The following is a 20,249-nucleotide window of genomic DNA, read 5'->3' on the forward strand; positions in this document are numbered from 1 at the left end:
TTCAGCGGGCGGGCGGAGCGGTGCTTGAGCGCAGGAGCAGTTCGGTGGCGATCTCCACGCGCCGATTGGGCGGCGTGCGGCCCGCCGCGAGGTCCAGGAGCATCGCCGCCGCCGTGGCCGCCATGTCGTGCAGCGGCTGGCGCACCGAGGTGAGCGGCGGAATCATCCACGTGGCCATCGGCAGGTCGTCGAAGCCGACCACGCTGAGGTCGTGCGGCACGCGCACGCCGAGCTCGGCCGCGGCGTGGTAGACGCCGAGCGCCGAGCCGTCGTTGCACGCGAAGATCGCCGTGGGCGGGTCCGGGAGGCGCAGCAGGGTCTTGGCGTGGTCGCGGCCGTCCTCGATCTGGAAGTCGCCGATGCACACCAGCTCGGGGTCCACCGGAACGCCGGCCAGGTCCATCGCGGCGCGGAACCCGTCCAGCCGGGCCCGGCCCGCGAGCACCCGTTCGGGGCCGGTGATGACGGCGATGCGGCGGTGCCCGAGTTCGAGCAGGTGCCGCGTGGCCTCCAGGCCGCCGTTCCAGTTGCTGGTGCCCACCGAGGGGTCGTCGTGGCCGGGCTCCCCGGTGGGGTCGACGGCGACTATCGCGATGTCCCTGGTGCGCAGGCGCTCCCGCTGCTCCGCGGTGACCCCGCAGAAGACGGGGATGACGCCCACCGGGCGGCGGGCCAGCACGTCCTCGACCCAGCCGCGGCCGGGGACGTGGCTGCCGCCGAGCTCGGAGACGACGACGCCCAGGCCGTTCGCGCGCGCGACTGCGCTCACGCCGTTGACGACCTCGACCGGGTACAGCCCGCGCACCTCGTGGAAGAGGACCTCGATGAGCGGCGCGGGGCGTGAGGGGCGCTTCTGGCGGCGGTAGCCGTACCGGCGGATGAGCGTCTCGACGAGCTCGCGGGTCTCGGGGGCGACGTCGATGCGCCCGTTCACGACCTTGGAGACGGTGGCGACGGAGACGCCGGCCCGTGCGGCGAGCTGCGCGATGGTGAACGGCTCGCCTGGTGGCGCAGCGGGGGAGTCGGGGGAGGAGGTCATGCGTGGATTCTAGCTGCGGTGGCACCGACAACGCCGGGTCGAGCGCGTTCCGAGGCTTGACATCCATTGATGGTTACCGATAACTTATATTTCGAAGTTTCGATCTATCAATCGAAAGCTTCGGTTCGACCGAGACCCGGTACCACCCCCACCTCGGTCGGCTCCACCTGCGGCGCCGACGCCGTCCTCGCCGACATCTCCCACGATGCCAACGCCTGATTCCCCATGGGGCGGCCGGTGCTTCCGAGCGATACCGAACCGGCCGCCCCGCCCCGTCGGACGGATTGACCATCGCATTTATATATGTCGATTTCTGCTAACGTAAGTTCTCGGTAACATTTCCCTTTTGGAGGTACGCCTCATGTCAACCGCACCCCTCAGCCGCCGCCGGCTGATCCAGGCCGCCGGCGTCGCAGCCGTGGCCACCGCCGCCCCCGGCGTCGGCGGCGGCCACGCGCAGGCCGCACTCGCGCCGGCCCGGCCCGACATCGGCGCCGCCGCCTTCGAATTCCCCCTCGGCCAGGTCACCCTGAACGCGGGCCGCTGGCTCGACAACCAGAACCGCACCCTCGCGTACCTGCGGTTCATCGACGTCAACCGGCTGCTCTACAACTTCCGCGCCACCCACCGGCTGTCCACGGGGGGCGCGGCCCCGAACGGCGGCTGGGACGCCCCCGACTTCCCCTTCCGCACCCACATGCAAGGCCACTTCCTCACCGCGTGGGCGCAAGGATGGGCCGTGCTCGGCGACACGACCTGCCGCGACAAGGCGAACACCATGGTCGCCGAACTCGCCAAGTGCCAGGCCAACAACGCCGCCGCCGGATTCGCCGCCGGGTACCTCAGCGGGTTCCCCGAGTCCAACTTCGACGCCCTCGAGAACGGCACCAAGGGCGACGTCCTGTACTACGTCATCCACAAGACCCTCGCCGGACTCCTCGACGTGTGGCGGCTCATGGGCTCCACCCAGGCCCGCGACGTGCTCCTGGGCCTCGCGGGATGGGTCGACGCCCGCACCGCGCGGCTCTCCACGACGCAGATGCAGAACGTGCTGCGCGTCGAGTTCGGCGGCATGAACACCGTCCTCGCCGACCTCTACCAGCAGACGGGCACCGAGCGCTGGCTCACCGCCGCGAAGCGGTTCGACCACGCGGCGGTCTTCGACCCGCTCGCGAGCAACCAGGACCGGTTGAACGGCCTTCACGCCAACACCCAGGTGCCCAAGGTGATCGGGGCGGCCCGCGAGTACAAGGCCACCGGCACGACCCGCTACCGCGACATCGCCCGGAACTTCTGGAACATCGTGGTCGGCGCCCACACCTACGTGATCGGCGGCAACAGCGAGGCCGAGCACTTCCGCGCCCCGAACGCCATCGCCGGGTACCTCGACACCGACACGTGCGAAGGCTGCAACACCTACAACATGCTCCGCCTCACCCGCGAGCTGTGGCTCCTCGACCCGAACAACGCCGCCTACTTCGACTACTACGAGCGGGCGCTGCTCAACCACCTCATCGGCTGGCAGAACCCGGCCGACCCGCACGGGCACATCACCTACTTCACGCCCCTGAACCCGGGCGGGCGCCGCGGCGTCGGCCCGGCCTGGGGCGGCGGCACCTGGAGCACCGACTACAACTCGTTCTGGTGCTGCCAGGGCACGGGCCTCGAGACGTTCACCAAGCTCATGGACTCGGTGTACTTCAAGGCCGACACGACCCTGTACGTCAACCTCTACACGCCCTCGCGCCTGAACTGGACCGAACGCGGCATCACCGTCGTGCAGTCCACGTCGTACCCCGTGAGCGACACGAGCACGCTCACCGTCACCGGCGCCGCGAGCGGGTCCTGGACGATGCGACTGCGCATCCCCGCCTGGACCCAGGGCGCGGTCATCAGCGTCAACGGCCAGGCCCAGGCCGTCACCGCGACCCCGGGCACCTACGCGGTGCTGACCCGCACATGGGCCTCCGGCGACGTGGTCACCGTCAAGCTCCCGATGAGCGTGAAGATGCAGGCGGCCAACGACGACGAGAACGTCGCAGCGGTCGTCTTCGGCCCCACGGTCCTCTCCGGCAACTACGGGAGCACCGCCCTCGGCACGCTGCCCTCCCTCGACCCGGACTCGATCGAGCGGACCAGCACCTCCGCGCTCGCGTTCAGGGCCACCGCCGACGGCGCCACCGTGAACCTCGGCCCGTTCTTCGACGCCCACGGCCACAACTACACCGTCTACTGGAACGCCTCCGGCGAAGGCGGGTCGACCGGCGCGCCCGCGTTCAAGCTCTACAACGCCAACTCGAACCTGGTCCTCGGCGTGCAGGACATGTCAACGGCCGCAGGCGGTTTCGCGTTGCAGTGGAACGACACCGGCACCGCCGACCACAAATGGGAAGTGGTGGCCTCCGGCGCGACCGTGAAACTGCGCAACCGCAACTCCGGCCTGGTGCTGGGCGTGCAGGACATGTCGACCGCCGACAACGCGCGCATCGTCCAGTGGAACGACAGCGGCACCGCCGACCACCTCTGGACCCTCGTCGACACCGGCGATGGCCGCCACAAGATCCGCAACGCCCACACCGGGAAGCTCCTGGCGATCCTCAACGCCGCCACCGCCGCCGGCGGCCAGGCCGTGCAGGATCCCGACAACGGGACCGCCGACAACCTCTGGCGGTTCGTCCCCGACGGAGCCCGCCGCATCCAGAACGTCAACAGCGGCATGGTGATCGGCATCCAGAACATGTCCACCGCCAACGGCGGCCTCGCCGTCCAGTGGGGGAGCACCGGCACCGCCGACCACTTCTGGACCGCCGTGCTCGACACCGGCGGCTACTTCAAGCTGCGCAACGGCAACAGCGGCAAGGTCCTCGGCGTCGAGAACGCCTCCACCGCAGCGGGCGCGCGCGTCCTGCAATGGGACGACAACGGCACGAGCGACCACCGCTGGCGCCTGCGCTACGGCTCCGGCGGCGCGTTCCGCATCCAGTGCGCCAACGGCGGCAAGGTCCTCGGCGTCCAGAACGCCTCGAAGACCCAAGGCGCCCAGGTCGTCACCTGGGACGACACCGGCGCCGCCGACCACCTCTGGCGGTTCGTCTAACCCCCGCGGCGGGGGCGGGCCCCGCGCCCCCCCCCCCCCCCCCGGCCGGGGCCGCCCCCCGCCCGCTGCGGCCCGGCCGACCGGCCAGGCGAAAGCTTTTCGGAATGCTACGTTTCGCGGCATGGAACCCCTGAACGTCCAGCACGAAGGCCGCACCCTGCGCGGCACCCTCCACCTCCCGCAGGAGGCCCCCGCACCCGCGGTCGTCCTGTGCCACGGCTTCTCCGGCAACCGGACCGAGTTCGGCCACACCTTCGTGCGCCTGGGCAGGCGCCTGGCCGAACGCGGCGTCGCCGCCTACCGCTTCGACTTCGCCGGCGGCGGCGAATCCGACGGCGAGTACGGCGACATCACCGTCTCCGACCAGGTCTCGCAGGTCCTCGCCGTGCTTGACGCGGTCGGCGCCCACAGCGGCGTCGATGCCGACCGGCTCTCCCTGCTCGGCATGAGCCTCGGCGGCCTGACCGCCTCGCTCGCCGCCGCCAAGCGCCAGGTCCGCTCGCTCGCCCTGTGGGCCCCCGCCGCCATCGCCGTGGACGCCGAAGTCACCAAGCACCGGCAGGCCGTCATCGCCGAGCACGGCTACGACGACTTCGGCGGCACCCCGATCTTCAAGCGCTACGCCGACGACGCCGAGACCATCGACGCGTTCGCCGACGCCCGCGGCCACACCGGCCCCGTACTCCTCGCCGCCGGCTCCGAGGACAACGTCTTCGGCCCCGGCGTCTTCGACGGCTACCACGACCTCTACGAGTCCCAGCTCGAATACCACAAGCTCAACGGCGTCGGCCACGGCTTCGAGACCGTCCCCGCCCGCGAGCACCTGCTCGAACTCACCGAAGCGTTCCTCCTGCGCCACATGTGAGCACGCCCGCTCCCCGGGCCGGAGACCCGGCACGGGGAGCGGCGCTCCCTTACGCGACGGCAGTGCCCTCGAGCTCGACCATCTGGCCGGGGACCGCCAACCGCGCCACCCCGAGCATCGTGGTCGCCGGCGCCGCCTGCGCCGCCCCGAGGCGTGCGGCCAGCACCCCGTAATGCGGGAACAGCAGGTCCACATCCGTCGTGTACACGTTGAGCCGCACGAGGTTCGACAGCGACATTCCCGCCGCGGCGAGCACGGCCTCCAGGTTGTCCAGGCTCAGCGCCAGCTGCGCCGCCATGTCGCCCTCGTGCTGCGGCTTGCCCTCGCCGTCCATCGCGGTCTGGCCCGAGCAGTACAGCGTGCGGGTCTGCCCCGACACCAGCTCGCCCTGGTTGAACCCCAGCGCGAGCGACCAGTCCACCGGGTTGACCGCGGTTCGTTCCATCGCCACAACGGCTCCATTCCATGCACATCGGCGGCACGCTGCCGCCGTGGAACAGAGCCTCGCACCCAATCACGACATCTAGTGTCAGGTATTCCAGTAGAGTTTCCGCATGCGCGCCGATCGCCTGGTCTCCCTGGTCCTCCTCCTGCGCCAGCGCGGCCGGATGACCGCCGAGACCCTCGCCGGGGAACTCGAGGTCTCCACCCGCACCGTGCTGCGCGACATCGAAGCCCTCTCCGCCGCGGGCGTCCCGGTCTACGCCGAACGCGGCCGCCACGGCGGCTTCGCGCTCCTGCCCGGATTCCGGACCGAGCTCACCGGGCTCAACCACGATGAGGCCCTGGCCCTCCTGACCGCCGGTTCGGGGAGCGGCGAGCGAGCCTTCGGCCTGGGCTCGGCGCTGGCGTCGGCCATGCGCAAAGTGGTCGACGCGCTGCCGGAGCGCCACCAGGCCGCGGTGGGGGAGGCGGCCGGGCGGTTCCTGGTCGAACCCGAGACGGACCTGCTCTCGCGGCGGCACACCGCCGAAGCGGTCCCCGAAGCCGTCATGCACGAGGTCCGGCGCGCCGTGCTGGCGGGACGGCGCCTGCGCCTCCACTACGCGGCCAGCGGCGAGGAGCCGCAGTGGCGCACCGTCGACCCCCTCGGCCTGGTCACGGTGCGCGACCGCGCCTACCTGCTGGCCACCCGCTCCGGCGCGGACCGCACCTACCGGCTCTCGCGTTGCCTTGCGGCCGAAGTGCTCACCGAACCGGCCGAGCGGCCGGACCGGCTCGATCTGGACCGGATCTGGCAGGAGCGGTGCGCGCGGTTCCTCGCCGAGGGGCACCTCACCGTGCAGGTCAGGGTCGACCCGGGTCGCCGGGACGACCTCCTGCAGTCGGCGGTGGCCGTGCGCGCGGAGGCCCCCGAGCCGGACGGCCGCGTGCGGCTCGAGGTCACCTACCAGGACGCCGAGCACGCCGAATGGGCGCTGTGGCAGCTCGGGACGGACGCCGAAGCCCTTGCGCCGCAGTCGTTGCGGGATGCGCTGCACGCGCGGGCTGCGGCGCTGGCCGCCTGTTACGGCCGTGTCCACGGTGGGGTGGGTTCTTAATCCGGGTTCAAGCGGGCGGCGACGAAGAGGTGAGGTCGGGGTGCGGTTCGGTGGCGGGGTTGCGGGTTCGTTCGGGGGTGGGCGGGGACTCATGGACGGGGCGTCTTGGCTTGTGGTGCGGTGGGGCCGGGGCGGCGCTCGCGCCCGGGGGCGTCTTGGCTTGCGGTGCGGTGGCGCGGTGGGGCCGGGGTGGCGACTCGCGAACGCGGGCGTCTTTCCTTGCGGCGTAGTGGGACCGGGGCGGAACGTGAGGGTCTTGTACGCCTGTGGGTGATGACGGTCGGGGGCTGTTCGAGGGATACTTGAGTTACGTACAGGGACAGGAAATTTGTACAGGTGTCGGGGCTGGTGTAAGCAGACTAAGCCAAGCCTCTGGCCGAACCGACAAACCGACTTGTTTCGAGGCGCTCAGCCCCCATGGGGGGTTCCAGATCTCATCCCCGTGCCATCGCCCGCAGCTGTCCGCGCCCCCGATGGGCCGTGACTGGGTGGACGATCCTGGTCCGGATCACCCTCACCAGAAGGAAGCACCTCACTCGGAGGCGCTTCAACCCAAGCCAGACCCGCCAGCGCGAACGGCATGTGCCAGGTTGAGCAATTGAGGACTCTGCCCGGCAGTACCGACACGTCCATGGCGAAAGCAAGACCACCACCCCCGTCCGGGCGCCACCATGCGCGCAAGAGGCCCTGCCTCCAGGTCGGGACCCCGGAAGGAGGAAGGAGGGAACGAGCACCAGGAGTCGAATCGCCATCGACCACACCGGTCCCGCAGGCACGAAGGGCACGAACATCCTCCCCGGCAGGTACGGCGTGATCAGGCAACGGCCTCACGCCAAAGCGAAGCGCACCAATGCTTCGCGCAATCAACTACGGCACAGCGAAAGGAGGTGACACGACATGAAGGACGCGGCCATGCCCATGGACCGGCGCAGCGAGAGCCACCGCGGCTTCGGGCCGCTCACTGCAACCCCGAACCACAACCGGCCGGCCATCGCGGTGCCTCGCCACACCACCAGCCAGCCATATTGCGATGCCGTGCGACGACAACGCCAGCCGGTCATCGCCGCCAGCCGCTCCAGGGCCCTCGGCGGGGTCCCAAGTGAGGCCTCTGCGACGGCAGCGGCCCCGGACCTGGCCATACCCTCGTCCTCGCTGATTGCTTTGACCGCCACCGACCACCCACCTGCCGCCATGGCGGCTTCAACGACCCAAGCCTCGGCGGATGGCCCGAGGACGACCGCAACGACGGCAACGCACTCGAACCCGGGCACCCGTTTCACCGTCGTTGACCGCTCTGACTGCCACCAGTCCTCGCGTCGGTGTCCTGCCCCGACCTGGTCCTTGCTGTCGCCGTCGCTGATCGGTTGTAGCCCAAGCAGAATCAAGTCCAGCCAGTTTCAGTCCAGCCCAGGCCAGCCCAGGCCAGCCCAGCCCAGTCCAGCCCAGTCCAGCCCAGTCCAGCCCAGTCCAGCCCAGTTCCATTTCGGTGGTGCAGGACTTGGCGGGCCTTTGGACTGGAGCCGCCGCACAGGACGCGGCGGGTTCAGACCTTGAGTCGGTGCGGCACTTCGAGTCGTCCGTTGTCGATGAGCCAGCGCAACGATTCGAGGACGGCCTGCTCGGGCTCGTACGCCGGGGCGTATCCCAAGCGGGCCTTGGCCTTCTCGATGCTGAAGCACTGGCTTCGGTCGAGGTGCCCCCAGGAGACCTGCGCGTGCTCGGCCGTGGTGGAGGCGCGGAACTCGTCCCAGCTCACCGGCTCGAGGTTCGCGGTGCGGCCGAACCAGGCGGCGGCGATGTCGGCGTAGCCGCGGACGCTGAGCGCGGTGGGCGCGACGATGTTGAAGTCCTCGCCTGCGGCGGCGTCGCGGTGCTCGGCGGCCAGCTGGAAGGCCTGGGCGAGGTCGTCGGCGTGGACGTGGTGCATCGTCTCGGCGCCGCTGCCGGGCACCTGGAGCGGCTTGCCGTCCGCGATGGCCGTCCAGACGTCCGGGTCGAGGTTGCCGAGCGGGCCGATCGGGTGCCAGCCGGGGCCGACGATGTGCCCGGGGTGGATCGAGGTGGTGACGAGGCCGCCGTTCGCGGTCTCCTCCTTGAGCATCCGCGCGATCCGGTCCTTCTGGATCCCGTACTCGTCGAGCGGCGCTTCGGCCCCGCTGCCGCTCTCGTCGATGGGGACCTTGCGGCTCTTGCCGTACCGCCAGATGGAGCCGCAGTGGATCAGGTGCGCGCCGGTGCCGCGCAGGGCCTCCACGAGCGCGGTGGCTGAGGCGAGGGTGAAGCAGACGAGGTCGACGACGACGTCCGGTTCGAGGTCGCGGACCGTGGCGCCGAAGACGCCCTCGGCGTCCTGGCGTTCGCGGTCGGCGACGACCTGGCGCACCTCGGCCCATTCGGGTGCGTCGGCATAGGCGGTGCTGGTGCCGCGGCTGATGTTGACCACGTCGTGCCCGGCGCGGACGAGGCGCGGGACGAGGAAGGTGCCGATGTGGCCGGAGCCGCCGATGACGACGATGCGCATGCTGTGGTTCTCCTATCAGGTCGCGACGCGGCGAAGTGTACCGGTGGCCGGGCGGCCCTGCCAGGGGTTCGGCCGCGGCCCCGGCGTGCTCAGTGTTCGCCGGCCTCGGCGCGGTCGGGGGCCGGCTCCGCCTCGATCCTGGCGCTGGCCTTCATCGACGCCGCGAACGCCAACGCCGCCAGTGCGAGCGCCGCCCCGGTGAGCGCGGTGCCCCGCGGCCCCGCCTGGGAGAGGGTGAGGCCGCCGAGGGACGAGCCGAGGGCGATGCCGATGTTGAACGCGATCGAGTTCCCGGCCGAGGCGGTGTCGGTGCTGCCGGGCGCGAACTCCATGACCCGGTTCTGCAGGGCGGGGATGAGCGCGCCCATCGCGAGCCCGGTGAGCATGATGGTCGCGGCGGCGGCCCAGGGGTCGGTGCCGAACGCGAACATGGCGAGCATGGCGGCGGCGAGCAGGCCGACGGGCAGGATCACGGCCAGCCGCTGGTTCCGGTCGGAGAGGGCGCCGCCCGCGGCGATGCCGCCGAAGTCGGCCAGTCCGCGCGCCAGCAGCAGCGGTCCGAGCAGCGCCGCGGACATCCCGGCGACCACCGTGACGAACGTCGACGTGTACGTGAACGCGGCGAAGAACCCGGCGACCGCGAGCGAGCTGGTGACGAGCACCAGTGTGAACTGGCGGGCGTCCGGGGTGGTGCCGCGCCCGGCGTGCTCGTTGCGGGTCGGCTTGGAGGGCAGGGCGATCACGAGGGTGAGGAGCGCGATCATGCCCAGCCCGGAGAAGGCGAGGAAGGCGGTCTGCCAGTTCGCGGCCTGGCCGAGCCAGGTGCCGGCGGGTACGCCGAGCATCGGTCCGATGGACCCGCCGGTGAAGACCACCGCCATGACGCGCCCGCGAACATGGGCGGGGAACATCCCGGCGGCCACCGGTGCGACGATGCCCCAGAACACGGCCTGGCTGAGTGCGGTCGCCACGCGCGCCGCGAACAGCAGCTCGTACGTGGGGGCGGCGGCCGAGAGCGCGGTCGCGGCGACGAGGACGGCCATGAGCGCGAGGAGCAGCGGGCGGCGAGGCACGTTGGCGACCAGTTTGACCAGCGGCAGCGTGAGTACGGCGACGGTGATGCTGTAGCCGGTGACCAGGAGTCCCACACGGGAGGGCGAGACGTCGAGGTCGGCGGCGATCTCGGAGAGCAGTCCCACGGGGACGGTCTCGACGGTCACGTAGCAGAACGCGGCCACTGCGAGCGCGAGCAGCGCCGCCACCGATCGTCTGTCGAAATCGGACAGTATGGTCATCTGGGTTCACCTCGGTCGCTTCGTGCGCCGTTCGGGGGAACGGTCGGGGGTGCGCCGAACGGGGCCGCTCGAGTGGCCGAGGTGAAGGGGGTCGTGCGTTCGGGGCGGCCTCAGTCTAGGTACGGGATTCCCTCCGGCGCAAGGGGAGGCGGGGCTCGATCGGCCCGGTCCTGTCCGGGGACTGCGGCGCGTCCGCTCGCGGGCGAGCCGGCCACCGCGACGGTGTTCGGTTCAGCCGGTCGCGGTGTCGCGGTCGCGCAGGCCCGAGGACTCGAGGAAGTTCCGCAGCACCATGGCGGCGCCGCCGATCGCCGGGGCCTGGGAGACGTCGTCGGCGAGTTCGACCTGGACGTTGTGGACCTGGCGCATGAAGACGGCGCGGTCGAGCACTTCCTGGATCGCGTCCCGGTAGCGCGGGCCGAGGTCGGCGAAGGCCCGCCCGGCGAGCACGACGCGGCCGACGTCGAACATGTTCACGAGCGAGACGGTGGCGACGGCGAGCACCTGCGCGGAGTCGTCGATGATCGCGGCGGCGTCGGGGTCGCCCGCGAGCGCGGCGCGGCCGATCGCCATGAACGCGTCGAGCTGGTCGCCATCGAGGTCGAGCCGCCCGCTCAGGCCCGGGTGCGCCTGGGCGTTGCGGACCACGGCGTTCGGGCCGCCGACGATCTCGAGGCAGCCGCGGTTGCCGCAGCCGCAGACCTCGCCGAGGGCGTCGACGGAGATATGGCCGAGTTCGACGCCGTTCGAGGTCACGCCGCGGTAGGGGAAGCCGTCGAGGATGACGCCGGAGCCGATGCCGCCGGACATGAACACGACGGCGAAGCTCGAGGACGCGCTGCCCTGCGCCTGGACGCCGAGCCCGGCGGCGGTGGCGTCGTTCTCGATCCGCACCGGGAGCCCGGTGGCCGCCGAGAGCTCGGCGGCGAGGGGGTAGCCGCGCCAGGCGGGGGAGGGGAACTCGGTGAGCAGCACGCCCGCGTCGCGGTCCTGAGGCCCGTGCGTCGCGAGCCCGATGCCGAGCACGCCGTTGCGCGGCACGCCCGAGTCCTGCAGCAGCCCTTCGATCCTCGCGGCGTAGTCGGCGAGCACCGCGCCCGGGTCGCGGTCGCCGGAGCCTGGCATTGCCGTCTGCGCCACCACGCGCCCGGCGAGGTCGACGACGACGCCGAGGGCCGTGTAGCGGTCGAACTGGACGCCGACCATGTGCCGCGCGTCGGGCTGGAGTTCGAGGAGGCGCCGCGGTGTGCCGCGGGCCGAGCGGGCGGTGCCGACCTCGTGGACCATGCCGAGCGCGATGAGCCGCCGCACGGCGTGGGTCATGGTCGCCTGCGTCAGGCCGGTGGCCTCCGCGAGCTCCACGCGGCTGACGGTGGTGCGCTCCCGGATGAGGTCGAGCACCACGGCCAGCGTGGACATCCGCGTGTCCGAGCCGAACGACCTCACTGCGACCTCCTGAGCCTGGCGCGGCCGTCTGCCTGGGGCGACCGATCCGCACCACCATACTTGCCCGGCGCGGACGCACCGAGCGGATTGCCTCGGGGCAGCGGCGCCCGCGACCGGGCGTGGTGCCCGGCGGGGGTACCGCCTCGGCGGCTGCGCACTGGCGCCGAAGCGGCCGTGCGCGCTCCTGCCCGAACGCATTCGTGCATTGACATGAACTACTTCTTGACACGTTTAATTTAACGCGTCAATAATAAACTCGGCGCCCGGCGCGGACGCCACCCCTCCGTCCCGTGGGAACTCCCTCCTCACGGTCCTGAAAGGACAACGATGTCTCTCCAACTCAGAAGGCGCAGTGCCGCTGCGCTGGTCGCGGGAGCGGCCGCGCTCGGCCTGCTCGCGACCGGCTGCTCCTCCGGCGGCTCCGGCGGCAGCGGCGACCCCTCGACGCTCATCGCCTACACCGGCCAGGCCGGCGACTACCAGATCAACTTCAACCCGTTCTCGCCCACGCGGATCGGCGCCCTCGGCACGATCTACGAATCCCTGTTCTTCTACAACAAGGCCGAGGTCGCCGAGCCGGTCCCGCTCCTGGGCACCGAGCAGGCCTGGAACGAGGACGGCACCGAGCTCTCGGTGACGCTGCGCGAGGGCGTCGAGTGGAGCGACGGCGAGGCGTTCACCGCCGACGACGTCGCGTTCACCTTCGGGATGATCAAGGACAACCCCGCCATCAACAACGGCGGCTTCGACGGCGAGGTCGTCGCGGTCGACGACACGCACGTCACCTTCACCTTCGCCGCGCCCGCGTTCGTCAAGGGCCCGGACTTCATGAGCACCCCGATCGTGCCCGAGCACCTGTGGAAGGACGTCAACCCCGCGGAGGACGTCAACGAGGAGCCCGTCGGCACCGGTGCGTACCTGCTCGACGACTTCAAGCCGCAGGCGTTCACCTACAAGTCCAACCCCGACTACTGGGGCGGCGAGCCGAAGGTGAAGCAGATCCGCTTCCTCGCGCTCTCCGGCAACCAGGCCGGCGCCGATGCGATCGCCGCGGGCACCATCGACTGGCAGACCGGCCCGATCCCGGACATCCAGAACACCCACGAGAACTTCCCGAACTACGACGCGTACACGCAGTGGCAGAACCAGATGGTCCTCTCCACCTGCGCCAGCGCCGAGCAGGGATGCGAAGGGCCGCAGACCGACCCGGCCGTGCGCCGCGCGCTGTACTACGCGATGGACCGCACGCAGCTCAACAGCCTCGCGTTCATGGACACCGCCAGCGACATGTCGCCGACCTTCGCGCTGACCCCGAGCCAGGACGAGTACGTGGGCGCCTCGATCGCCGAGCCCACGGTGCCGATGGAGCCGAACGCCGCCGAGGCCGCCTCGATCCTCGAGGGCGCCGGCTGGGCCAAGGGCGACGACGGCATCTACGCCAAGGACGGCGAGCGGCTCTCGCTCACCGTCGAGGTCGTGACCGGCTGGACCGACTACATCACCGCCGTCGACACCATCGCCTCCCAGGCGAAGGAGGCCGGCATCGAAGTGAAGGCCGCGCAGTCCTCCTGGAACGAGTGGACCGAGAAGAAGGGCTCGGGCACCTTCCAGCTGGCCATCGACTCGCTGTGGCAGGGCCCCGCGCCCGACCCGTACTACGTCTACAACTACTTCTTCGTCTCCGGCGTGCCGGTGGGCGAGACCGCGGGCAACAACTACTCGCGCTACGCCAACCCGGTGGTGGACGAGGCGGTCGCGAACCTGGCGCTGCTGTCCCCTGAGGACCCCGCCCGCCAGGCCCAGTTCGACGTGATCCACACGGAGATCGTGCGCGACATGCCGTTCATCCCGATCCTCACCGGCGGCACCACGAGCGTGTGGAACACCGCGAAGTTCACCGGCTGGCCCTCCGACGACGACCTGTACGCCTTCCCGGCGGTCTGGTCGGCGTGGGACGCCGCCGAGATCTTCAAGCACCTCGAGCCGGCCTCCTAGCCGCAGTCGCCCCCGAAGGAGGACTCCGTGAGCTACTTCCTGCGCAAAATCGGCTTCTACGCCATCGCCCTGTGGGCGGCGCTGACGCTGAACTTCGCGATCCCGCGGATGCTGCCGGGCAACCCGGTCGACATCCTGCTCGCCAAGCTCCAGCAGCGCGGCGGCGCGGTCAGCCCCGAGACCAGGAAGGCGTACGCGCTCCTCCTCGGGGGCGACGACTCGAGGCCACTGTGGACGCAATACTGGGACTACCTCGGCAACATGTTCCGAGGGGACCTGGGCGTCTCGGTGAGCTACTACCCGGCCCCCGTCTCGGAGGTCATCAGCCAGTCGATCCCGTGGACGGTGGTGCTCGTCGGCCTCTCGACGATCATCGCCGCCGTCCTCGGGGTCGCGCTCGGCGCGTTCGTCGGCTGGAAGCCGGGCACCTGGCTCGACTCCCTCATCCCCGCCACGACGCTCCTCGCGGCCGTGCCGTACTTCTGGCTCGCGCTGCTCCTCACCTACCTGCTCGCCCGCGTCCTCGGCTGGTTCCCCATGCAGGGCGGCTACGACGTGGTGCTCACCCCCGGCTGGAACTGGGAGTTCATCGCCTCCGCGATCCAGTACGGCTTCCTGCCCGCGCTCACGATCGTGCTCGCCTCCATCGGCGGCTGGCTCCTGGGCATGCGCAACATGATGGTCTCCACCTTGTCCGAGGACTACATCCTCACGGCCGAGGCCAAAGGCCTGACCCCGCGCAAGATCCTGCGCTCCTACGCCTCCCGCAACGCCGTCCTGCCCTCCGTGGCCGGGTTCGCACTCTCCCTCGGCTTCGTCGTCACCGGCTCGGTGATCACCGAGCAGGTGTTCTCCTACCCGGGCATCGGCAACCGGCTCCTCGGCGCCGTCCAGAACAACGACTACGCGCTCATGCAGGGCGTGTTCCTCTTCATCACCCTCGCCGTCCTCGGCGCCAACCTCGTGGTCGACCTCCTCTACGGCGTCATCGACCCGCGCACCCGCGCCCGGAACTGAAGGGAGACCGCCGTGACCAACCCATCGACCGCCCCCGCAGCGGGCGACAACGCCGAACTGCTGGCCGAGGCCGCCGCCGAGACCGGCAGGGCCCCGCGCTCGGGCTGGCGGATGCTCCTGCCCACCATGACGCCCTGGCTCGCCGTCGGCCTCATCCTCGTCGGCGGCATCACCCTCTTCGGCCTCGTCGGCCCCTACCTCGTGGGCGACCCGACCGAGATCCGCGACCAGGGCCTCACCGCGCCCACGGGCGAATTCATCCTCGGCACCACCCAGACCGGCCAGGACGTGATGGCCCAACTCGCCTACGCGACAAGGGGATCGCTCCAGATCGGCTTCATCGTCGGCGTGCTCGCCACGATCCTCTCCGCGTTCTTCGGCATCTACGGCGCCTACCGGGGCCGGATCGTCGACGAGGCGTTCTCCCTCTTCACCAACGTCGCCCTGGTCATCCCGGGCCTGCCGCTGGTCATCGTGATCTCCGGCTTCGTGCCCCGCGAGAGCCGCGGACTGTGGACGATCGCGCTGGTCCTCGCCATCACCAGCTGGGCCGGCTCGGCCCGGGTGCTGCGCGCCCAGACCCTCTCGGTGCGCAACCGCGACTACGTGGCCGCCTCCCAGGTCTCCGGCGAGCGGCCCTGGCGCGTCATCGTGGTCGAGATCCTGCCGAACCTGCTGCCGGTCATCGCCTCGCAGTTCGTGTTCGCCGTCATCTCCGCGCTCCTGGGCGAGGCCGGACTCTCCTTCATCGGCCTCGGCGCCTCCAACTCCTCCACCCTCGGCACCATGCTCTTCTACGCCCAGAACGGCTTCGCGCTCCCGCTCGGCGCCTGGTGGTGGTTCGTCCCGCCCGGCCTCGTGATCGCCCTGTTCGGCATGGGCCTAGCCCTCATCAACTTCTCCATCGACGAGATCATCAACCCCAAGCTCAAGAACACCCGCCTGCACCGCAAACGCGCCCGCCGCGCGCTCCGCCTCGAACGCGAACTCGCCCGCACCGGGCGCAAGGCGCCCCGCCAGGCACCCCGGAAGGCCGCGCCGCGCAACGAGGAGACCGTCCGATGAAGACCGCCGAACCCGTGCTCACCGTCGAAGACCTCACCGTCGTCTACGAGACCGAGGAGCCGATCACCGCCGTCAAGAACGCCGACCTCACCCTCCACCGCGGCGAGATCCTCGGCCTCGCCGGCGAATCCGGCTGCGGCAAGACGACCCTCGCCTACGCCGTCAACCGCCTCCACCGCCCGCCGGCGCGCATCGCCTCCGGCCGCATCACCTTCCACGGCGATGAAGGCGACATCGACATCCTCGCCCTCGAGGACGCCGGGCTCCGCGCCTTCCGCTGGGAGCGGCTCTCCATGGTCTTCCAAGGCGCCATGAACGCCCTCAACCCCGTCACCACCGTCCGCGCGCAACTCAAGGACACCCTCCTCGCCCACCGGCCCCGCATGTCCCGCAAGGAGATCCGCGACCGCTCCGAGGACGTCCTCACCCGCGTCGGCGTCGACCCCCGCCGCCTGGCCTCCTACCCGCACGAACTCTCCGGCGGCATGCGCCAGCGCGTCATGATCGCCATGGCCATGCTCCTGGAACCGCAGATCATGATCATGGACGAACCCACCACCGCACTCGACGTCGTCGTCCAGCGCGACATCCTCCGCGAGATCGTGCGCCTGCGCGACGAACTCGACTTCGCCGTCATCTTCATCACCCACGACCTGCCGCTCCTGCTCGAGATCTCCGACCGCATCGCCGTGATGCTCGAAGGCGAGATCGTCGAACTCGAAGCGGCCGACCGCCTCTACCGCGACGCGCGCCACCCCTACACGCGGAAGCTCCTCGGCTCCTTCCCGAGCCTCTCGGGGGAGCGCGGCGCGTTCATCCGCACCGGCATCGACGAGACCAGCGCAGACGAGACCACCGAAACCGCGGAGGAGCGAGCATGACCAGCGTCAAGATCACCGACCTCGTCAAGGACTACACGCTCCGGTCAGGACTCAAGCGCACCCGCCTGCGCGCCGTCGACCACGTGAGCCTCGAACTCGCCCCCGGCCGCACCGTCGCCCTCGTCGGCGAGTCCGGCTCCGGCAAGTCCACCATCGCGAAGATCCTCACCCGCATGGAACGCCCCACCTCCGGCACCGTGGAGGTCCTGCTCGACGACGGCACCCCCGTCTCGAACGGCCACTACCGCCGCGAAGTGCAGATGGTCTTCCAGGACCCCTTCGCCTCCCTCAACCCGTTCCACTCCATCGAGCACCACATCGCCCGGCCCCTGAAGATCCACGGCCGCACCAAGACCCAGGACGAGACCCGCAAGCGGGTCCTCGAGATGCTCGAACGCGTCAACCTCACCCCGGCCGAGGCCATCGCGCCCCGCCGCCCGCACGAGCTCTCCGGCGGCCAGCGCCAGCGCGTCGCCATCGCCCGGGCCCTCGCCCCGGGCGCGCAGGTCCTGATCGCCGACGAACCGGTGTCCATGCTGGACGTCTCGATCCGCCTCGGCGTGCTCAACCTCCTCGGCCGCCTCCAGCGCGAAGACCGGCTCGCGGTCCTCTACATCACCCACGACCTCGCCACCGCACGCCACTTCTCCGACGAGATCGTCGTGCTCTACCGCGGCCGGGTCGTCGAACGCGGCCCCTCCGACGCCGTGATCCTCGACCCGCACCACGACTACACGAAGCTGCTCGCGCTGGCCGCCCCCGACCCGGAGCGGCCCGGCCGCGTGACCTCGGAGGCCGCCGTGGACCGCAAGGCGATCGACAACAGCACCTGCTACGACCACTTCGCCGGCGAATGGCGCGAGGCCGCCGCGGGCACGCGGACCGCCGTGCGCGCCGACTGAACCCCAATCGCACCGAACCGCCCCTCACGAAGCCCGCCCATCGACCATGAGGAGTCACCGTGACCCACCCGCCGTATTTCCGCGCGCTCCACGAGGGGTGGACGCTGACCGCCGCCGACCTCGCCGCCGATGTCCCCGAGGCGGTGGCCGCGCCGCTCGCGGACGGCATCCCGGCCGCCGTTCCCGGTGAGGCCCATCTGGACCTGCTGCGGGCGGGGCTCATAGCTGATCCGTTCGACGGGGACAACGAGTCCGCGCAGCAGTGGATCGGCGACACCGCCTGGCGGTTCTCGACCGAGTTCGACTGGACCGACGACGGCTCGGCCCGCCACGACCTGGTCGCGCACGGCCTGGACACCGTGGCGACCTTGTCGCTCAACGGGATCGAGATCGGCAGCACCGAGAACCAGCACCGCGGCTACCGCTGGGACGTGCGGAAGGCGCTGCGCGAGGGCGCGAACACCCTCACCGTCACCTTCGCGGCCCCCGTCCCGGAGGCGGTAGCCCGCGCCGAGCGCGACGGCGCGCTGCCGCACACCAACCACCACGAGTACAACCAGCTGCGGAAGATGGCCTGCTCGTTCGGGTGGGACTGGGGCGTCGACGTCGCCGGGGCCGGGATCTGGAAGCCGATCGGCCTCGAATCCTGGTCGGGCGCACGGGTCGCCGCCGTCCGGCCCCTGGTCGACGTGCTCGCGAACGCCGAGGGCGGCCACGACGGCGTCCTCACCGTCCACCTCGAGGTCGAGCGCGCGGCGGGCGACGAGGACGTGGAGGCCCTGGTCGTCGTCACCGGCCCCGACGGCCGTCCCCTCGAGACCGCCGCGACCGTCCCCGCCGGCCAGAACGCCGTCGCGGTCGTCTCTGACGTGCCCGACGTGCGCCGCTGGTGGCCCGTCGGCTACGGCGACCAGCCGCTGTACAAGGTGGACATCGAAGTGGGGTACGGGATCTGGCACGGCCGGGTCGGCTTCCGCACCGTCGAACTCGACACCGCGCCGGACGAAGCGGGCGCGCCGTTCCACCTGAAGGTCAACGGCGAGCGCGTCCTCGTGCGCGGCGCGAACTGGATCCCCGACCACGCCTTCCTCACCGAGATCGACCGCGACCGGTACGCGCTGCGCGTCGCGGACGCGCTCGAGGCGAACATCAACCTGCTGCGCGTGTGGGGCGGCGGGATCTACGAGTCCGACGACCTGTACGACCTCGCCGACGAGCACGGCCTGCTCATGTGGCAGGACTTCCTGTTCGCCTGCGCCGCGTACAGCGAGGACGACCCGCTGCGCACCGAGATCGAGGCCGAGGTCCGCGAGAACGTCACCAGGCTCAGCCCGCACCCCTCGCTCGTCCTGTGGAACGGCAACAACGAGAACACCTGGGGCTCGGTCGACTGGAACTGGGCGCACCGCCTCGGCGGCCGCGGCTGGGGCGACGCCTACTACAGCGGGCTGCTCCCGGACATCGTCGCCGAGCTCGACCCGACCCGCCCGTACTCGCCCGCGAGCCCGCACTCCTTCGGCGACTACCGCCACCCGAACGACGAGCGGTACGGCACGATGCACGTCTGGGACGTGTGGAACCGCGTGGACTACAAGGTGTACGCCGACTACCGGCCCCGCTTCGTCGCCGAGTTCGGCTTCCAGTCCCCGCCCGCGTGGTCGACCCTCACCGCCGTGGTGCACGACGAGCCGCTCGACCCGTTCGGCGCGGAGATGCTCGTGCACCAGAAGGCCAACCGCGGCAACGAGAAGCTCGAACGCGGCTGGCAGGGTCACCTGCCCGACCCGCAGTCCATCGAGGACTGGCACTGGACGACGCAGCTCAACCAGGCGCACGCGATCCGCTTCGGCGTCGAGCACTACCGGTCGCTCACGCCGCACAACACGGGCACGATCATGTGGCAGCTCAACGACAACTGGCCGGTGGTCTCCTGGGCCGCGGTCGACTTCGCGGGCCACCGCAAGCCGCTGTGGCACGCGCTGCGCGACTCCTACGCGCCGCGCCTGGCGACGCTCCAGCCGCGCCCGTCGGCGGAGGCCTTCGCGAACGCCTGGGAGGGCGTCGTGCCCGAGTTCGACCAGCTCGCGCTGGTCCTCGTGAACGACAAGGAAGAGGCGTACACCGGGTCGTTCACCCTGACCCGCGAGGCCTTCGACGGCACTGTCCTCGCCAAGGCCGTGGTCGACGCCAGTGTCGACCCCCGCGACGGCGCCACGATCGTCGTGCCGGCCGAGGTCGCGGCGTACACCGATCCGCGGACGGAGTTCATCCGCGCCGAAGGGGACGGCTTCGCGCCCGCGTTCCACTACGGCGCCGAAGTGGTCGACCAGGACCTGGACCCGCGCCCGTTCATCGTGCAGGCCGAGGCGGCCGCGGGCGGCTGCGTGCTGCGCGTGGCCGCGACCTCGCTGGTGCGGGACCTGTACTGCCACGCGGACAAGGTCGACCCGGCCGCCCGCGCCGAGCAGGGGATGCTGACGCTCCGCGCCGGGGAGTCGGCCGAGATCCGCGTCCGCTCGGCCTCCGGTGATCCGGCCGCGTTCGCCGGGGTCCTGCGCTGCGCGAACGACCTGCGCTGAGGGCGG

The 20,249-nt window shown here is 70.9% G+C and carries 14 protein-coding genes; 9 read left to right on the forward strand and 5 right to left on the reverse strand.

Translation table 11 applies throughout. The features are described 5' to 3' along the window. Position 1: 1 nt before the first annotated feature. Entirely contained in the window at positions 2 to 1,039 is a 1,038-nt protein-coding gene (locus tag QWI33_RS21710; protein WP_289958473.1) for a LacI family DNA-binding transcriptional regulator, read from the reverse strand. 361 nt (positions 1,040 to 1,400) lie between these two features. On the opposite strand from QWI33_RS21710, the gene QWI33_RS21715 reads away from it, so the two are divergent. Both QWI33_RS21715 and QWI33_RS21720 read left to right on the forward strand, forming a co-directional pair. Further along, positions 1,401 to 4,136, forward strand: a complete 2,736-nt coding sequence (locus QWI33_RS21715) for a beta-L-arabinofuranosidase domain-containing protein (protein WP_289958474.1) — start codon at positions 1,401 to 1,403, stop codon at positions 4,134 to 4,136. A 121-nt stretch (positions 4,137 to 4,257) separates the two neighbouring features. After that, positions 4,258 to 5,001, forward strand: a complete 744-nt coding sequence (locus QWI33_RS21720) for an alpha/beta hydrolase family protein (protein WP_289958475.1) — start codon at positions 4,258 to 4,260, stop codon at positions 4,999 to 5,001. Between the two features lie 49 nt (positions 5,002 to 5,050). Here the strand turns inward: QWI33_RS21720 and QWI33_RS21725 are convergent, their stop codons facing one another. Then, positions 5,051 to 5,446 carry a RidA family protein gene (locus tag QWI33_RS21725; RefSeq protein WP_289958476.1) on the reverse strand — a complete coding sequence of 132 codons (396 nt, stop codon included), beginning with the start codon at positions 5,444 to 5,446 and terminating at the stop codon, positions 5,051 to 5,053. A 109-nt stretch (positions 5,447 to 5,555) separates the two neighbouring features. Between QWI33_RS21725 and QWI33_RS21730 the strand changes: the two genes are divergently transcribed. After that, positions 5,556 to 6,542 (forward strand): helix-turn-helix transcriptional regulator, encoded by a 987-nt coding sequence (locus tag QWI33_RS21730; protein ID WP_289958477.1) that lies wholly within the window; start codon positions 5,556 to 5,558, stop codon positions 6,540 to 6,542. Between the two features lie 1,543 nt (positions 6,543 to 8,085). Here the strand turns inward: QWI33_RS21730 and QWI33_RS21735 are convergent. From QWI33_RS21735 to QWI33_RS21745, 3 genes are all read right to left on the reverse strand, one after another. Continuing rightward, a complete protein-coding gene (locus QWI33_RS21735; protein WP_289958478.1) occupies positions 8,086 to 9,063 on the reverse strand; it encodes an NAD-dependent epimerase/dehydratase family protein in 978 nt (325 codons plus the stop codon). 89 nt (positions 9,064 to 9,152) lie between these two features. Next, the gene (locus tag QWI33_RS21740) at positions 9,153 to 10,358 is read right to left on the reverse strand and encodes an MFS transporter (protein ID WP_289958479.1); all 1,206 of its coding nucleotides are present in this window, start codon (positions 10,356 to 10,358) and stop codon (positions 9,153 to 9,155) included. A gap of 231 nt (positions 10,359 to 10,589) precedes the next feature. Beyond that, entirely contained in the window at positions 10,590 to 11,804 is a 1,215-nt protein-coding gene (locus tag QWI33_RS21745) for an ROK family transcriptional regulator (RefSeq protein WP_289958480.1), read from the reverse strand. A gap of 327 nt (positions 11,805 to 12,131) precedes the next feature. On the opposite strand from QWI33_RS21745, the gene QWI33_RS21750 reads away from it, so the two are divergent. From QWI33_RS21750 to QWI33_RS21775, 6 genes are read left to right on the forward strand one after another with little or no spacing between them, the layout of a single operon-like run. Then, the gene (locus QWI33_RS21750) at positions 12,132 to 13,799 is read left to right on the forward strand and encodes an ABC transporter substrate-binding protein (protein WP_289958481.1); all 1,668 of its coding nucleotides are present in this window, start codon (positions 12,132 to 12,134) and stop codon (positions 13,797 to 13,799) included. Positions 13,800 to 13,826: 27 nt separating this feature from the next. Beyond that, positions 13,827 to 14,816 (forward strand): ABC transporter permease, encoded by a 990-nt coding sequence (locus QWI33_RS21755; protein ID WP_270113529.1) that lies wholly within the window; start codon positions 13,827 to 13,829, stop codon positions 14,814 to 14,816. 12 nt (positions 14,817 to 14,828) lie between these two features. Further along, positions 14,829 to 15,881 carry an ABC transporter permease gene (locus tag QWI33_RS21760; protein WP_289958482.1) on the forward strand — a complete coding sequence of 351 codons (1,053 nt, stop codon included), beginning with the start codon at positions 14,829 to 14,831 and terminating at the stop codon, positions 15,879 to 15,881. Then, positions 15,878 to 16,762 (forward strand): ABC transporter ATP-binding protein, encoded by an 885-nt coding sequence (locus QWI33_RS21765; protein ID WP_289958483.1) that lies wholly within the window; start codon positions 15,878 to 15,880, stop codon positions 16,760 to 16,762. The genes QWI33_RS21760 and QWI33_RS21765 overlap by 4 nt, the downstream gene beginning before the upstream one ends. Continuing rightward, positions 16,759 to 17,664 carry an ABC transporter ATP-binding protein gene (locus QWI33_RS21770; protein WP_289958484.1) on the forward strand — a complete coding sequence of 302 codons (906 nt, stop codon included), beginning with the start codon at positions 16,759 to 16,761 and terminating at the stop codon, positions 17,662 to 17,664. Before QWI33_RS21765 ends, QWI33_RS21770 begins: the two co-directional genes overlap by 4 nt. Before the next feature lie 59 nt (positions 17,665 to 17,723). Next, positions 17,724 to 20,243, forward strand: coding sequence for a glycoside hydrolase family 2 protein (locus QWI33_RS21775; RefSeq protein ID WP_289958485.1), 2,520 nt, complete (start codon positions 17,724 to 17,726; stop codon positions 20,241 to 20,243). The last annotated feature ends 6 nt before the right edge of the window (positions 20,244 to 20,249 follow it).

Source organism: Glycomyces tritici (genome assembly GCF_030403505.1).

Coding starts and splice junctions, on each gene's coding strand:
- QWI33_RS21710 (WP_289958473.1), bottom strand. CDS start 1,039: ATGACCTCCTCCCCCGACTCCCCCGCTGCGCCACCAGGCGAGCCGTTC.
- QWI33_RS21740 (WP_289958479.1), bottom strand. CDS start 10,358: ATGACCATACTGTCCGATTTCGACAGACGATCGGTGGCGGCGCTGCTC.
- QWI33_RS21750 (WP_289958481.1), top strand. CDS start 12,132: ATGTCTCTCCAACTCAGAAGGCGCAGTGCCGCTGCGCTGGTCGCGGGA.
- QWI33_RS21720 (WP_289958475.1), top strand. CDS start 4,258: ATGGAACCCCTGAACGTCCAGCACGAAGGCCGCACCCTGCGCGGCACC.
- QWI33_RS21715 (WP_289958474.1), top strand. CDS start 1,401: ATGTCAACCGCACCCCTCAGCCGCCGCCGGCTGATCCAGGCCGCCGGC.
- QWI33_RS21770 (WP_289958484.1), top strand. CDS start 16,759: ATGACCAGCGTCAAGATCACCGACCTCGTCAAGGACTACACGCTCCGG.
- QWI33_RS21730 (WP_289958477.1), top strand. CDS start 5,556: ATGCGCGCCGATCGCCTGGTCTCCCTGGTCCTCCTCCTGCGCCAGCGC.
- QWI33_RS21735 (WP_289958478.1), bottom strand. CDS start 9,063: ATGCGCATCGTCGTCATCGGCGGCTCCGGCCACATCGGCACCTTCCTC.
- QWI33_RS21765 (WP_289958483.1), top strand. CDS start 15,878: ATGAAGACCGCCGAACCCGTGCTCACCGTCGAAGACCTCACCGTCGTC.
- QWI33_RS21725 (WP_289958476.1), bottom strand. CDS start 5,446: ATGGAACGAACCGCGGTCAACCCGGTGGACTGGTCGCTCGCGCTGGGG.